Consider the following 13768-nt stretch of genomic DNA (forward strand, 5'->3'; position numbering starts at 1 on the left):
TCGGTCAGCGGCTCTGGTCCTCGGCTCCGGTCACCGGCTCTCGTCGGCCCGGAACAGCAGCGCCGCCAGGATCCGGAACACCTCCTCCGGGTTCTGCTCGCCCACCGGCCCGTCCAGGTTGTGGCTCAGCAGAAGCGTCGCGAAGCCGTGTGCCAGTGACCACGCGGCGACGCCCGCCAGGCGGCTGTCGACACCGGGTTCCTGGGGCCGGACGCCGGCGACGGCCCCGCGCAGGGCGTCGGCGGCGAGGGCGCGGGCGGTGGTCAGTTCGAGGTCGTCGGCGCGCAGCAGCCCGGGAGTGAACATCACCTGGAAGTGCGCCGGGTGCTCGCGTGCGAAACGTACGTAGCGCACGCCCGAGTCCCTGAGATCCGTGGCCTCGGCGAGGGCGGCCGCGAGCAGCCCGAACCCTTCGGCGGCAATCGCGGTGAGCAGCCCGGTGCGGTCCTTGAAGTGGTGGGCCGGTGCCGCGTGCGAGACCTCGGCGCGACGGGCGAGGTCACGCAGGCTCAGCGCGGACGGACCGTCGGCGGCGATGACGTCGAGAGCGGCGGTGAGGACGGCCCGGCGCAGGTCACCGTGGTGGTAGCGGCGTTCGCCGGGCTTCTTGGGCGGCGGGGAGGGCTGTGCGGGGTTCATGTCCAGCAGGGTACGCGCAATCTAGGCATTGACAAGTTCGGGGCGGTCCGGCAATCTTGTCAGTGTCAAGTTGTGGAGTGCGAGGGGGAATCACCATGTCGATGCACGACGAAGCGGTGCAGAATGCGGCGGCCGACGGGATCGAACCGGCCCGCGTCCGTCAGCTCTGGCACCTGCTGGAGCCGCTGCACGCGGTGCTGTACTACGCGCCGGAGGTCTTCGAGGAGGCCGCCGCGCTCGGCTACGGTACGAAGGAGCGCTGGCCGGCCTACTTCCCGTTCCGGGCGGCCCCGTTGGGTGCGGTCGGGGGCGAGCGGGTGGCCTCCGCCTTCTACAGCTTCAGTCCCCGCATGGTCGCCGAGCACGTCGACTCGGCCTGGCGGATCGCGAGCCCCGAGGACGTGCTGGCGGCGAGGCTGCGCGGCATCGACCGGACGTACCGCGCGATATTCGGCGACCGTACCGACAGCCCGGAGCTGGCGGAGGCCGCCGCCCTCGCCCGCCGCGCCGCCGAGTCGGCGAACACGGCCGGCCGCCCGCTCGCCGCGGCCAACGCCGAACTGGCCTGGCCCGAGGCCCCGCACCTCCAGCTCTGGCACGCGGTGACGATCCTGCGTGAGCATCGCGGTGACGGCCACCTCGCGGCCCTGCTCGTGGCCGGCCTCGACCCGGCCGAGTCACTCGTCTCCTTCGCTGCGATAGGCGCCGCGTCCGTCGAGCGCTTCGAGAGCCGCGGCTGGAGCAAGGAGGAATGGGCGGCGGCACACGGACGCCTCGCCGCCCGCGGCCTGGTCGACTCCGACGGTACGGCGACGGAGGCGGGCCGCGACCTGCGCCGCACTGTCGAGGAGCACACCGACCGTCTGGCCGCCGCCCCCTGGCGGGCACTCACCCGGCAGGACATCGACCGACTCACCGAACTGCTCGGCGAGTTCTGGGTCGCGGCACTGTCCTCCGGGCTGCTGCCCTCGGAATCGACGCTCGGCATCGGGAAGGTCTGACGGCTCGGGACGGACGCCCGCCACCAGGGTGCGGGACTTCGGCCCCGGACAGGCGAAGCCGTCCGCGGTCGGTGGGTCCTCCGCGGACGGCCTCTGTTTCAGGATGGCTCTCCGGCCTTGGGGTTCCTACGGTTGCTCGGGCCTGTCACGGTCCATGCCGAGCGAGCCCTCGATCCGCTGCTGCGCGTCGTCGACCTGGCTCTCGTACTTGTTGCCCGTCTTCTCGTTGACCTTCTTCTCCGCGGCGTCGGACATGTCCTTGGCCTTGTCCTGCATGCCGCGGTTGCTCTTGAACCTGTCGAGGATGCCCATCCAGAGCTCCTTCCGGGGTGACTCAGAATCGACGATACGCCCGTGATGGAGGGAACGCGCATTTTCAGCCGATATGGTCTGGACCTCTCGGCCGCTACCGTGAGACCGGCACAACCGGCACGCAGGGGAGGGGCGCACCGTGACGCGTCTGAGGGGCGGAACGGCGGTCTCCGCCGCGGTACTGGGCATACTGCTCGCGGCCACGGGCTGCGAGGGGGTGGGTGACGACCTGCCGCTGGGCGGCGCCGCCTCGGGCTCAGGAGCGGGCGGTGCCGAGGGGCGCGCGGTCAGCCCGCTGGACAACCCCGACGGCACGCAACCGGGTCTCGCGGCCATCACCTCGCAGGGCGATCGGACCGAGGCGCGCGCCCTGATCGAGAAGGTGGCGACCAAGGGCCGCGGCCCCAAGACGGGTTACGACCGCGGCAAGTTCGGCTATGCGTGGATGGACACGGCCGACGGGGTGCCGCTGGCCAGGAACGGCTGTGACACCCGAAACGACCTCCTTCGCCGGGACGGTCAGAGCCTTCGCTTCCGGGCGGGCTCCGACTGTGTGGTCATTGCCATGACGCTGCACGACCCCTACACCGGAACGACCATCGAGTGGCGCAAGCAGAAGGCCGCCGAGGTCCAGATAGACCACCTGGTGCCGCTGTCGTACAGCTGGCAGATGGGCTCCTCGCGCTGGCCGGAGGCCAAGAGGAAGCAGCTCGCGAACGACACGCTCAATCTGGTCCCCGTCCAGGGGCGGGCCAACGCGGCCAAGGGCGATTCCGGCCCCGCCTCCTGGCTCCCGCCGAACAAGCCGATCCGCTGCGCGTACGCGGTCCGCTTCGCCCAGGTCGCCATCAAGTACGAGATGCCGGTGACGGCCGCGGACAAGCAGATGATGCTGCGTCAGTGCGGGTGACCTCCGTGAGGCGGGGCGGAGGCGACGGGATCAGCGGGTGGGCGGGACGAACTCGGGCTGGTCGAGCAGGCGCAGCCAGCTTCCGTCGGGCCGGCGCCTGACGACCTGCGCCCGCGCGCCGGCTCCGTCCTTCGGCGGGGTCGAGGTGAGGGCGCGGGTGCACATCAGTCAGTCCGGCGTCAGCGCCCAGATCCGCCAGCTCGAACGGGAACTCGGTGCCGAGCTGTTCGACCGGTCCGCCCGCACCGTCACCCTCACCGTTGCGGGGAAGGCCGCACTCGAACACGCCCGTGCCGCACTCGCCGCGGTCGGGGCGGTGGGCGAGGCAGTGGACGAGGTGGCCGGCCTGATCCGCGGCCGGCTCACCGTCGGGATGGTCATCGGCTGCACCCTCACCCCGCTCTTCGAAGCCCTCGCCGCATTCCACGCGGCACACCCCGGTGTGGAGATCTCGCTGCTGGAGGACAGCTCCGACCGCCTCACCGAAGCGGTACGCGGCGGCGCCGTCGACGTGGCACTCATTGGGACCGCGACGGCCGCCCCCGACGGGCTGGAGGCGCTGACCATCGTCAGCGAACGGCTCGTCGCGGCAGTCCCGGCCGACCACCCCTTGGCGAAAAAGCGCCGGGTCACCCTGCGCGACCTGACGGCCTACCCAATCGTGTGCATGCCGCCCGGCACGGGCCTGCGCGCCGTATTCGATCAGGCGTGCGCAGCGCAGAACCTCCAACCCACGATCGCGCTGCAGGCCAGCGCCGCGGATGCCATGGCCGACCTCGCCGCCCGCGGGCTCGGCGTCGCCGTCCTCAGCACCTCGATGGCCGAGAGCTACCGCGACCGGCTCACCGCTCGCACCCTTGACGATGCCGTAGCGCCGGCCCTGCTCGCCCTGGTGTGGAAGAGCGCACCCGGCCCCGCGGTGCGAGAGGTGCTCGTGCACAGCCGACAAGCCTTCGCGGACTGTCCGGGGCCGCGCCAGTAGAGGGCCGGCGGTGTCATCGGGAACTGCCCGCGGCCGGGTGCCAAAAGGATTTCCCAGCTCCGCGACCTGCGCCTACGGTGATCGCATGGAACTGAAGGTGTCGAGTCTCGCCGAGCGCCCCGAGATGTCGGAGCGGGTCGTGGCCATGCCGTCCAGTTGGCCGGAGCCGGTCATGAACGACCATGTGGGCAACGCCCATTACGGCAGGATCGCCACCGAACTGCCGCAGTACGTGCAGTTTGCCGAGGACGGGCAGGGCGAGGTCGTCGCCCACGCCTACAGCGTGCCCTTCGCCCTCGCCGCCGAGGGCCGCGGCACCCTGCCCGCCCGCGGCTGGGACGAGGTGCTCGTCTGGGCCTTCAGCGACCTGCGCCGCGGCGTGCGCCCCGACACGGTCAGCGCCGTCTCGGTCACCGTCGCCCCGCACGCCCAGGGCCTCGGCCTGTCCGGCCTGATGCTCTCGGCCATGCGGGACAACGCCCGCGCCCACGGCTTCCGCGAGGTCGTCGCCCCCGTCCGCCCCAACGCCAAGCACCTCGAACCGCACACCCCCATCGAGGAGTACGCCCACCGCGTACGGCCCGACGGGCTGCCCCACGACCCGTGGCTGCGCGTGTACGCACGGGCGGGCGCCGTGATCGACTCGGTGGCGACGGCCTCCATGACGGTGTCCGGCTCGCTGGAGCAGTGGCGCGACTGGACCGGGCTGCCCTTCGACACCGCGGGCGACGTCGAGGTCCCCGGCGCGCTGGTGCCGGTGCGCTGCGAGCCGGAACGGGGTTACGCCGTCTACGTCGAGCCCAACGTATGGATGCGGCACCCGCTGTGACGCCGGGGGTTCAGGCGCCGGGCTCGTCCAGGTCCAGGACCTCGCCGGTCGGCGCGTCTGCCGGAACGGGCTTGTCGAACTCGCTGAACGACAGCGCACCGGAGTCCGACGGGGTCGTGCTCACCAGCCGCAGCAGATACGGCTCGCCCTCGGTCGCCACGTACAGCGTGTAGCTGTCCTTGCCGTCCTTCTCGTGCAGCGTGATCGCGGGCTTGCCGTCCACGGTCGTGGTCTTCCCGCGGGTGGCGTCCGAGTTGGAGTCGGCGGCGTCGCCCAGCATCGCCTCCAGGTCGCACAGCTCCGTCATGCCTTCGGCGTCCGGGCCCTTCGCCGACATCTTGGTCCACTTCCCGGCGAGCATGTCCACGGTCGCGTCGACGTCCGCCTTCGGCTCGCCCTCGCTCTGGGCGCGCAGGAACGCTTCGTCGTACTTCATGTAGAGGGTGTCGCCGGTCTTGATCAGGTCGGTCCTGCCCTCACCGTCCATGCTCATGTGGCCGGCGCACTCGCCCTTCTTGTTCAGGGCGAGGTCGAGCTGGATCATGCCGCCGCTCTCCTCGTCGGGAACCTCGCCCTTCATACGGAGCGAGGCGGCCTCGGTGGTGGCCTTCGCCGCCCGGTCGGCGATCTCCCCGCCGGTCAGCCCGGCGAAGGGCTCCTTCTTCTCGGTCTTCTCGGTCTTCTCGGCGGAGGGGCCGGCCTTGTCCGTCGGGCTCGAACTGTTCGTCTTCTCCTGCGCCTTGTCCTCGCCGGACTGGCAGGCGGTGACGGTGGTGGCGGCCGCGGCGGCGAGGCAGAGAGCGGCAAGTGCGGTGCGACGCATGGGTGTTCCTTGGGGATCGGGTGCGCAGTGGTGCGGTGGTGCGGTGATGTGGGTGTGGGCGAACCGGGGTTCGTCCTCGGGCCGCGATCGGGTGGCCTGACCCTTCCGCTCCTGGCAGTCGGCGGCCGCTCGTTCGCTGGGTCAATAAGAACAGAGGCTGTGAACCGAGTCAACATGATTCACAGCGCCTGCTGTGTACACGGCCGTGAATGGGTGGATCTCTCGTGCGTCGGTATGCTCGGCTGCACAGGCTGAGTCAGGCGGGTGCGGGGCGCAACGAGGGGAGCCGGCGGGTGCAGGACAACGCGACAGAGGTGACCGCGGCCGGAATCGCACGGCTCGCCGGCGTCGGCCGCGCCGCCGTCAGCAACTGGCGGCGGCGGCACGCCGACTTCCCCAAGCCCGTCGGGGGCACCGAGACCAGCCCGGCCTTCGCGCTCGCCGAGGTCGAGGCCTGGCTGCGCCGCCAGGGCAAACTCGCCGAAGTGCCGCTGCGCGAACGGGTCTGGCAGCAGCTCGCGGGCCACCCCGAAGGACCGGTCACGGCACTCACGCACGCCGGCTGCGTCCTGCTGCTCATCCATGACCGGCCCACGGTCTGGCTGGAGGTGAGCGCCGGCTCCGACGAACGGCTCGCCGCGATGCTGCCCGGCGCGCTGGACGAGGTGCTGGCCCCGCGGTTCGGCGTGAACACCCACGGGAGTGTTCACAGACCGACTGCCGTGGATGAGCCGCCCGCTGTGAACACGGCAGAGGCGAAGAACCCGGGCGGCGGTGTACACGGGCCGGGCACCGTGAACACCCCGGACGCTGTGAACACGACGTCACCTGTTCACACGCCTGTCTCGGCCCGCACCCCCGCTCCGGCTCAAGCAGCCTCCTCGGCGCCCGCGCCCACCCCCGCCCTCCATCCCCCCTCCGGCCCCGCCCTCCTCACCTCCGCCCCCCTCCTGCGCGGCGCCGCCGAACTCGCCGCCGAGATGGGCGGCGCCCGCCAGGCCTTCGAGTTCCTGCTCGGCCGGCACCTCGACGCCAACCCGCGCCAGTACACGCTCACCCCGTCCGAACTCGCCGCCCTCATGGCCGACCTGGCCGGCCCCGCCCGCACCGCCCTGGACCCGGCCTGCGGCACCGGCGCCCTCCTGCGCGCCGTAGCCCCCCGCCCCGACCAGGAGCTGTACGCCCAGGACAGCGCCCCCGACCTCGCCGCGCTCACCGCGCTCCGGCTCGCGCTGCACACCCGGGCCACCGTGCGCGGCGCCGTCGGCGACACCCTGCGCGCCGACGGCCACCCGGAGCTGCGCGCCGACGCCGTCCTGTGCCACCCGCCCTTCAACGAGCGCAACTGGGGCCACGACGAACTCGCCTACGACCCGCGCTGGGAGTACGGCTTCCCGGCGCGCACCGAGTCCGAGCTGGCCTGGGTGCAGCACGCGCTCGCCCGGCTGCGCGACGGCGGCACCGCCGTGCTGCTGATGCCGCCCGCCGCCGCCTCCCGCCGCTCGGGCCGCCGTGTGCGCGCCGACCTGCTGCGCCGCGGCGCGCTGCGGGCCGTCGTCGCGCTGCCGGTCGGCGCGGCACCCCCGTACAACATCCCGCTCCACCTGTGGGTGCTGCGCCGCCCCGACAAGGCACCGGCGCAGCCCGAGGTGCTGCTCGTGGACGTCGGGCGGTTCGCGACCGAGGGGCGCGGCGGGCCCGACTGGCGGGCCGTGCGGGACGCCGTGCTCGACGCCTGGCGGGTCTTCGACCGCGCCGGCACGCTCGACGAACGGCCCGGTCTGGCCCGTGCGCTGCCCGTCATCGAACTCCTCGACGACGACGTCGACCTCGCGCCGGCCCGCCACCTGCCGCCCCCCGCGGCGGCCGACGGCGCCGAGGCGCTCACGGCCGTGCGCGACCGGCTGGGGGAGACCCTGATGAGGCTGACCGCCGACCTCACCCCGTCCCCCGTGGCCGGCGCACGGCCCGCGCGCTGGCCGCTCACCACCGTCGGTGAACTCGCGCGCGGGGGCGCCCTGGTGCTGCGCACCGGCGGAAACGGCGGCCACGCGCGCGTGCCGGTCCTCACCGACCACGACGTCGTCGCCGGAACGGCCCCCTCGGGCACGCTGCCCGAGAGCGACGAGGAGCCGGTGCTGACGGTGCCGGGCGACGTGGTCGTGCCGGTGCTCGGCGGCGGCTCCATGGCGCGCGTGATCGACGACGCGACGGGGGGCGCCGCCCTGGGGCGCAACCTCGTGCTCCTGCGCCCCGATCCCACGGCGCTCGACCCGTGGTTCCTCGCCGGCTTCCTGCGCGGCACCGCCAACAACCGCCAGGCCAGCAGCTACGCGTCCACGGCCACGCGCCTGGACGTGCGCCGCCTCCAACTGCCCCGGCTCCCGCTCGACGAACAACGGCGCTACGGCGCGCGCTTCCGCGCACTCGACGAGTTCGAGCGGGCGCTCAGGCGCGCGGGCCGGCTCGGGGACCAGCTCGTGCGCGGTATGTACGACGGTCTGACCGACGGGACGGTCGCACCCGGCTGAGACACCGGAACACGGGAGTGGTCCGCGGGAAGTGATCAGTGCGACAACGGTTCGGTACAACCCGGGACCGCATGTCGTTGTCGACCTATACGCTCGAAGCGACAATCGCAGGAACGGGGTTGCCGGGCGTCGGCCGCCCTCGTCCGCCCACCTCATCAGGCACCAGGAGCTGTCATGCATGGCCACGGCTACACGCAGCCGGTGAAGCCGCCGCCGCCCACCGGGTGGCTGGTCTTCCTGCGCGTGTTCTTCGTGGTGCTCTCGGTCTTCACCATCGGCCTGCTGGCCTGGACGATGCTGCTGCGCCTGGCGATCGTGACGCGCAGGACGCTGGACTGGGTGCTGTTCGTGGCCGCGCTCGGCGCCGACATCCTCGCGCTCGTGCTGATCGGCACCGAGCCCGGCGACGAGATCCACACGGCCGGCGGCTGGACGGGCATGATCCTGCTGCTCGGCACCCTCGTCGCCGCCATCTCGTACTACCTCGCCGCCGACGTACGCCACTACCACCAGCTCCGCTACGGCGCCTACACCCCGCGCCCCGCCCCGGCCCCGGGCTACGGCTACCCCCAGCCCCAGCCCCAGCCGCAGTCGACGTACAACGCCACCACCGTCTTCCAGACCCCGGCGCCGACCCCGGCCCCCACCGCGCAACCGCCCGTCACGCAACCCGCCCCGCCCCCGCCGCCCCAGCGCCCCGCGCCCGCGCGCATCGACCAGGTCCGCGCCGAGCTCGACGAGCTCAGTGACTACCTGCGCCACCACGACGGCCGGAACAACGGCGGACCCGAGGGCGGCAGCCGACCGTGACGACCGCACGTGTCGTCGCCGGCCGGTACGAACTGTCGACGCTCATCGGGCAGGGCGGCATGGGCCAGGTCTGGACGGCGTACGACCAGCGCCTCGACCGGCGCGTGGCGGTGAAGCTGCTGCGCCCCGACAAGGTGGCCGGGCAGGAGGCGGACGAACTGCGCCGCCGTTTCGTGCGCGAGTGCCGGGTGACCGCGCAGGTCGACCACCCCGGGCTCGTCACGGTGCACGACGCGGGCAGCGAGGGCGAGGAGCTGTTCCTCGTCATGCAGTACGTCGACGGCGCGGACCTCTCCGACCATCTCGCCGAGCACGACCCGTACCCGTGGCAGTGGGCGGTCGCGGTCGCCGCGCAACTGTGCGCCGTGCTCAGCGCCGTGCACGCCGTGCCGATCGTCCACCGCGACCTCAAGCCGCGCAACGTGATGGTGAAGCAGGACGGCACGGTCACCGTCCTCGACCTCGGCGTCGCCTCCGTCATGGACGCCGACACCACCCGCCTCACCCACACCGGCACCCCCATCGGCTCGCCCGCCTACATGGCGCCCGAGCAGGCCATGGGCGGTGCGGTCGGCCCGTACACCGACCTCTACGCCCTCGGCGTGCTGCTGCACGAACTCCTCAGCGGCGACGTGCCGTTCTCCGGCTCCACGGCGCTCGGTGTGCTGCACCGGCACCTGTACGAGCCTCCGCTGCCCGTGCGCCGCCTGCGCCCCGAGGTGCCCGAGGCGCTCGAAACACTCGTCCTGCGCCTGCTCGCCAAGGACCCCCAGCACCGCCCGGCCTCCGCGCAGGAGGTGTACGAGGACCTGGCGCTGCTCCTGCCCGCGCGCGGGATGCCCACAGGGGCGCCCCTGGACCCCACGCGCCCCTTCCTGCGCCCGCACGCCCCCTGGCCGGACCGTGCGCGCACGCCCGCGCCCCAGCCCGCCCCCGTCACGCCGTCCGCGCCCGCCACCGAGAAACCGGACGTCGCGCGCGCCGTCGACGAGGTCAAGCGCCTCCTCGGCGAGGGCCGCATCACCCAGGCCGTCGACATCCTCGGCGCCATCCTGCCCGCCGCGGCGGAGCAGCACGGCGAGCACTCCCCGGTCGTCCGCACCCTGCGCAAGCAGTACGCGGCCACCCTCATGGACGACGGCCAGTACCGGCGCGCGCTGCCCGAACTGCGCCGCCTCGCCGACGAACGCGCCGCCGAGGCCGGCCACGCCGACCCCCAGTCCCTGCGCCACCGCGCCGACGCCGCCCACTGCCTGGAACAGCTCGGCGAACCGGCGGCGGCGCTCGCCGAGTACCGCGCGCTGCTGCCGTACTACGAGAACCAGTACGTGGCCGGCGACCCCGGTCCCGCCCACGACGTCCGCCGCCGCATCGGCCACCTCCTCCTCGCCCTCGGCGACCGCGCCGCCGCCCACGACACCCTGATCCGCCTCCTGCACGACGTGGAACGCCTCCACGGCCCGGTCCACCCCCTGGCGACCGACATCCGCAGGACACTCCAGTGGCTGGGACAGGTGCGCGGGTAGCGACGGAGGCGGGTCAGGGTCAGGCTGCTCCGGCGGCCCGGAAGCGCCGGAGCAGTTCGACGGCCGGTGCGCTGTCCGGATCAAACGTGCCGCCGGTCTGTCCCGTTGGGACGCTCGGTCCCCACACGCGGACACCGTGGCACCGGAAGCAGAAGGCCATCCGGCGCCGCGCCGGTGCCGGAACTCCCGCTGAATCGTTGGTCCAATGGGTTGGCCAGAGCTTTCCCACTGCCTACCATCGATCACCGCAAGACTTTGTGCACCGTCGCACAAGCTCTCCTCGGGAGGTTTCCTTGCACCGCCGCCGTCGCACCGCGCTCCTCCTCTCTGCCGCGATCGCCGCGGCACCCCTGCTCACCGCCTGCGGAAACGATGCGCATCCCGGCGCGGCAGCCGTCGTCGGCGGCCAGCGGATCACCGTGTCCCAGCTGGAGAGCCGGGTGAACGAGGTCCGCGCGGCGCAGCGCGCGGCCGTGCAGGACGAGGCCCAGTACGCCCAGGCCGTCGCCCGCACCGGCAGCCTCACCCGCGACACCCTGCACGGCATGGTCCTCGACCGGGTGCTGCACCGGGCCGCGCAGGACGCGGGGGTGACCGTCACCCGCAAGGAGATCCAGCAGATGCGCACCGGCCTGGAGCAGCAGGCGGGCGGTGCCGAGGTGCTGGAGACGACGTGGCTCCAGCAGTACGGCGTCGCCCCGGAGCGCCTGGAGGAGAACCTCCGCCTGCAACTGGAGGCCCAGAAGCTCGCCGCGAAGCTCGGTACGGACACCAGTCGGCCCGAGTTCTGGAAGGCCCTGTCCGACGCGTCGCAGAAGCTCGGAGTCGACCTCAACCCGCGCTACGGCACCTGGGACGTGCAGAAGAGCAGCCGCGTGGACGCCGAGACGCCCTGGCTGCGCGAGGTGACGGCGGCCGGACAACAGCAGACGGCATGAGCCCGGCGCCGGCCGCCCTGTGGACAACTCGGGGGCTGTCGGTGCCGTGGGTTACGTTCGGATCGTGAACGCAACCAGCCCCGAAGCCGCCCCCGGCCGCATCGTCCTGCTCACCACCAGCCACCGCGTCGCGCCCGGCCTGCTGTCCTGGCCCGCCTGGCAGGCGCTGCACGCCGCCGACCGCGTGCTGTGCGCGGACGGCGCCCACCCGCAGCTGCCGTACCTGCGCGAGGCGGGGATACGGGTGGACGAGGCGGCCCCGACCGCCGAGGAGCTGGTCGACGCGTGCGCCGGAGGCCGGACCGTCGTGGTCGTGGCGACCGGCGAGGGCGAACCGGCACTCACCGACGGCCTCGCCCGCCTCGCCGGCTCCGGACGCGTCGCCATGCCGGACCTTGAGCTGCTCCCCGCCTCCTACGACCTGCCCGGCGCCCGCCTCCTCGACCTCGTCCAGGTCATGGACCGCATCCGCGCCGAGTGCCCCTGGTCCTCCCGGCAGACCCACAAGGGACTGGTGAAGTACGGCATCGAGGAGGCGTACGAACTCGTCGAGGCGATCGAGGAGGGCGACCGCGACGAACTGCGCGAGGAACTCGGCGACGTACTCCTCCAGGTGGTGTTCCACGCCCGTATCGCCGAGGAGGATCTCGATGCCCCGTTCTCCGTCGACGACGTCGCCGGCACCATCGTCACCAAGCTGATCCACCGCCACCCGCACGTCTTCGGCGACGAGACGGCGACCACCCCCGAGGAGGTCAAGGCCCACTGGCTGCGCACCAAGGCCGAGGAGAAGCAGCGGGAGTCGGTGACGGACGGCATCCCCCTCGGCCAGCCCGGCCTCGCCCTCGCCGCCAAGCTGGCCTCCCGCGTGCGCACCGCCGGCCTGGACGTCCCCCTGCCCCGCACCGACGGCATCGGCTACGACCTCCTCGCCCTCGCCGTCCGCGCCGAGGCGGAGGGCGTCGACCCGGAGGCGGCACTCCGTGCGGCGGGACGGGCGTACCGGGACGCGATCAGGGCGGCGGAGGGCTGAGGACCCGCTCTCGCCGCGACCGTCAGCCCCGGCGCACGCAGGGGCAGCGGACGGACACCTCCCCGGACAGGCCCATCAGGCGGAGGTGAACCGCACAGGGAGCTCCCGCAGGCCACGCATGATCAGCCCTCCGCGCCAGCGCAGGTCGGCGGGGTCGCAGGCGAGCTGCAGGTCCGGCAGGCGGCGCAGCAGGGTCTCCAGGGCGGTACGGCCCTCGAGGCGGGCCAGCGGAGCGCCGAGGCAGTAGTGGATGCCGTGACCGTACCCGAGGTGCTGGTTGTCGCCGCGGGACAGGTCGAGGGTGTCCGGATCGGCGAAACGCGCGGGGTCGCGGTCCGCGGCGGCGAGGACGACCAGGACCGGGTCGCCGGTGGCGATGCGCTGCCCGCCGATGGTGAGCGGCTCCGTGGCGAAGCGCCAGGTGGCCAGCTCGACCGGCCCGTCGTAGCGGAGCAGCTCTTCGATGCCGGTGTCGAGCAGTGCTGTCTCGCCGCGCTCGATCGACTCCTGGAGCAGGGCCCGCTGCGGGGGGTTGAGCAGGAGCGCGTGCACGCCGTTGCCGATCAGGTTGATCGTGGTCTCGAAGCCCGCGAAGAGGAGCACGAAGCACATGGCGGCGGCCTCGTTCTCCGTGAGGTGCTCGCCGTGGTCGGAGGCGCGGATGAGGCCCGAGATGAGGTCGTCGCCGAGATCGTTCCGCTTGCGGTGGATGAGTTCGGCGAGGTAGCCACGGATCTTCTTCACGGAACGGGCGACGCCACCGCGCGGTCCTCCGCCGTGCCGGATCATCATCCCCGCCCAGTCGCGCAGGTCGTCCTGATCCTCGCGGGGGACGCCGAGCAGGTCGCAGATCGCGTAGATGGGGAGGGGGAAGGCGAAGTCGTGGATGAGGTCGGCCTCGCCCCGCCGCGCGAACCGGTCGATGAGGTCGTCGGTCAACTCCTGCACCCGGGGGGCGAATTCCGCCACGCGGCGGGGCGTGAACGCCTTGGACACGAGGCGGCGCAGACGGGTGTGGTCCGGCGGGTCGATATTGAGCAGATGCGTCATGAGATTGGCGCTGCGCTCGCCGGGGATGCCGGTCTTGTTCTTTCCGTGCGCGTCTTCGGCATGGTGGTCGGGGTTCTTGGACAGCCGCCCGTCCGCGAGTGCCTGGCGTGCGTCGGCATAGCGGGTCACCAGCCATGCCTCGACGCCGCTGGGCAGTGTGGTGCGCCGGACGGGGGCGTTCTCGCGCAGCCAGGCGTAGGCCGGGTAGGGGTTGGCGGCGAACTCCCAGGTGAAGAGCTCGGGTGCGGTGTTCGGGACGGTCACGTCACGACCGTATCCGTAGGCGCGGCGGGTGCGCGGACGGCCGGGTCGGAAGCCGAACTCCCCGGCACGACCGGCCCGCTTCGGGCACCGTCAAACGTGACGCACCCTCAACTCTGTGAT

Annotated in this window: 13 protein-coding genes and 1 pseudogene; 9 read left to right on the top strand and 5 right to left on the bottom strand. The window is 72.7% G+C overall.

Going from position 1 to position 13768, the window contains the following annotated elements:
* Nucleotides 1–30 precede the first annotated feature (30 nt).
* Nucleotides 31–639, bottom strand: coding sequence for a TetR/AcrR family transcriptional regulator (locus tag ICC28_RS19305; RefSeq protein ID WP_188289862.1), 609 nt, complete (start codon nucleotides 637–639; stop codon nucleotides 31–33).
* A gap of 95 nt (nucleotides 640–734) precedes the next feature.
* On the opposite strand from ICC28_RS19305, the gene ICC28_RS19310 reads away from it, so the two are divergent.
* Nucleotides 735–1640, top strand: coding sequence for an SCO6745 family protein (locus ICC28_RS19310; protein ID WP_188289863.1), 906 nt, complete (start codon nucleotides 735–737; stop codon nucleotides 1638–1640).
* A gap of 126 nt (nucleotides 1641–1766) precedes the next feature.
* Here ICC28_RS19310 and ICC28_RS19315 read toward each other — a convergent pair whose 3' ends face one another.
* Nucleotides 1767–1952: an antitoxin gene (locus ICC28_RS19315; protein WP_188289864.1), complete on the bottom strand. Its 186-nt coding sequence runs from the start codon at nucleotides 1950–1952 to the stop codon at nucleotides 1767–1769.
* A gap of 139 nt (nucleotides 1953–2091) precedes the next feature.
* Here ICC28_RS19315 and ICC28_RS19320 point away from each other — a divergent pair, with 139 nt between their 5' ends.
* Nucleotides 2092–2862: an HNH endonuclease family protein gene (locus ICC28_RS19320; protein ID WP_188289865.1), complete on the top strand. Its 771-nt coding sequence runs from the start codon at nucleotides 2092–2094 to the stop codon at nucleotides 2860–2862.
* A gap of 30 nt (nucleotides 2863–2892) precedes the next feature.
* Here the strand turns inward: ICC28_RS19320 and ICC28_RS19325 are convergent.
* Nucleotides 2893–3015 (bottom strand): annotated as a pseudogene (locus ICC28_RS19325) (DUF4440 domain-containing protein); the annotation flags it as partial.
* On the opposite strand from ICC28_RS19325, the gene ICC28_RS19330 reads away from it, so the two are divergent.
* Together ICC28_RS19330 and ICC28_RS19335 are read left to right on the top strand one after the other, a co-directional pair.
* Entirely contained in the window at nucleotides 2960–3844 is an 885-nt protein-coding gene (locus tag ICC28_RS19330) for a LysR family transcriptional regulator (protein ID WP_188289969.1), read from the top strand. The pseudogene ICC28_RS19325 and the gene ICC28_RS19330 sit on opposite strands and share 56 nt — an antisense overlap.
* A gap of 85 nt (nucleotides 3845–3929) precedes the next feature.
* Nucleotides 3930–4673 (top strand): N-acetyltransferase, encoded by a 744-nt coding sequence (locus ICC28_RS19335; protein ID WP_188289866.1) that lies wholly within the window; start codon nucleotides 3930–3932, stop codon nucleotides 4671–4673.
* Between the two features lie 10 nt (nucleotides 4674–4683).
* Here ICC28_RS19335 and ICC28_RS19340 read toward each other — a convergent pair whose 3' ends face one another.
* Entirely contained in the window at nucleotides 4684–5496 is an 813-nt protein-coding gene (locus ICC28_RS19340; protein WP_188289867.1) for a hypothetical protein, read from the bottom strand.
* A 293-nt stretch (nucleotides 5497–5789) separates the two neighbouring features.
* On the opposite strand from ICC28_RS19340, the gene ICC28_RS19345 reads away from it, so the two are divergent.
* The 5 genes from ICC28_RS19345 to ICC28_RS19365 all read left to right on the top strand — a co-directional run bounded on the left by ICC28_RS19345 (nucleotide 5790) and on the right by ICC28_RS19365 (nucleotide 12334).
* Entirely contained in the window at nucleotides 5790–8027 is a 2238-nt protein-coding gene (locus tag ICC28_RS19345; protein WP_188289868.1) for an N-6 DNA methylase, read from the top strand.
* 174 nt (nucleotides 8028–8201) lie between these two features.
* Nucleotides 8202–8837 (top strand): hypothetical protein, encoded by a 636-nt coding sequence (locus ICC28_RS19350; RefSeq protein WP_188289869.1) that lies wholly within the window; start codon nucleotides 8202–8204, stop codon nucleotides 8835–8837.
* Between the two features lie 32 nt (nucleotides 8838–8869).
* Nucleotides 8870–10363, top strand: a complete 1494-nt coding sequence (locus ICC28_RS19355; RefSeq protein WP_223189119.1) for a serine/threonine-protein kinase — start codon at nucleotides 8870–8872, stop codon at nucleotides 10361–10363.
* A gap of 293 nt (nucleotides 10364–10656) precedes the next feature.
* Nucleotides 10657–11301 carry a SurA N-terminal domain-containing protein gene (locus ICC28_RS19360; protein ID WP_188289871.1) on the top strand — a complete coding sequence of 215 codons (645 nt, stop codon included), beginning with the start codon at nucleotides 10657–10659 and terminating at the stop codon, nucleotides 11299–11301.
* A gap of 64 nt (nucleotides 11302–11365) precedes the next feature.
* Nucleotides 11366–12334, top strand: a complete 969-nt coding sequence (locus ICC28_RS19365; protein ID WP_188289872.1) for a nucleoside triphosphate pyrophosphohydrolase — start codon at nucleotides 11366–11368, stop codon at nucleotides 12332–12334.
* A gap of 75 nt (nucleotides 12335–12409) precedes the next feature.
* On the opposite strand, the gene ICC28_RS19370 is transcribed toward ICC28_RS19365, so the two are convergent.
* A complete protein-coding gene (locus tag ICC28_RS19370; RefSeq protein ID WP_188289873.1) occupies nucleotides 12410–13648 on the bottom strand; it encodes a cytochrome P450 family protein in 1239 nt (412 codons plus the stop codon).
* Nucleotides 13649–13768 lie beyond the last annotated feature (120 nt).

This window comes from Streptomyces sp. TRM68416, assembly GCF_014596915.1.
Lineage (GTDB): Bacteria > Actinomycetota > Actinomycetes > Streptomycetales > Streptomycetaceae > Streptomyces.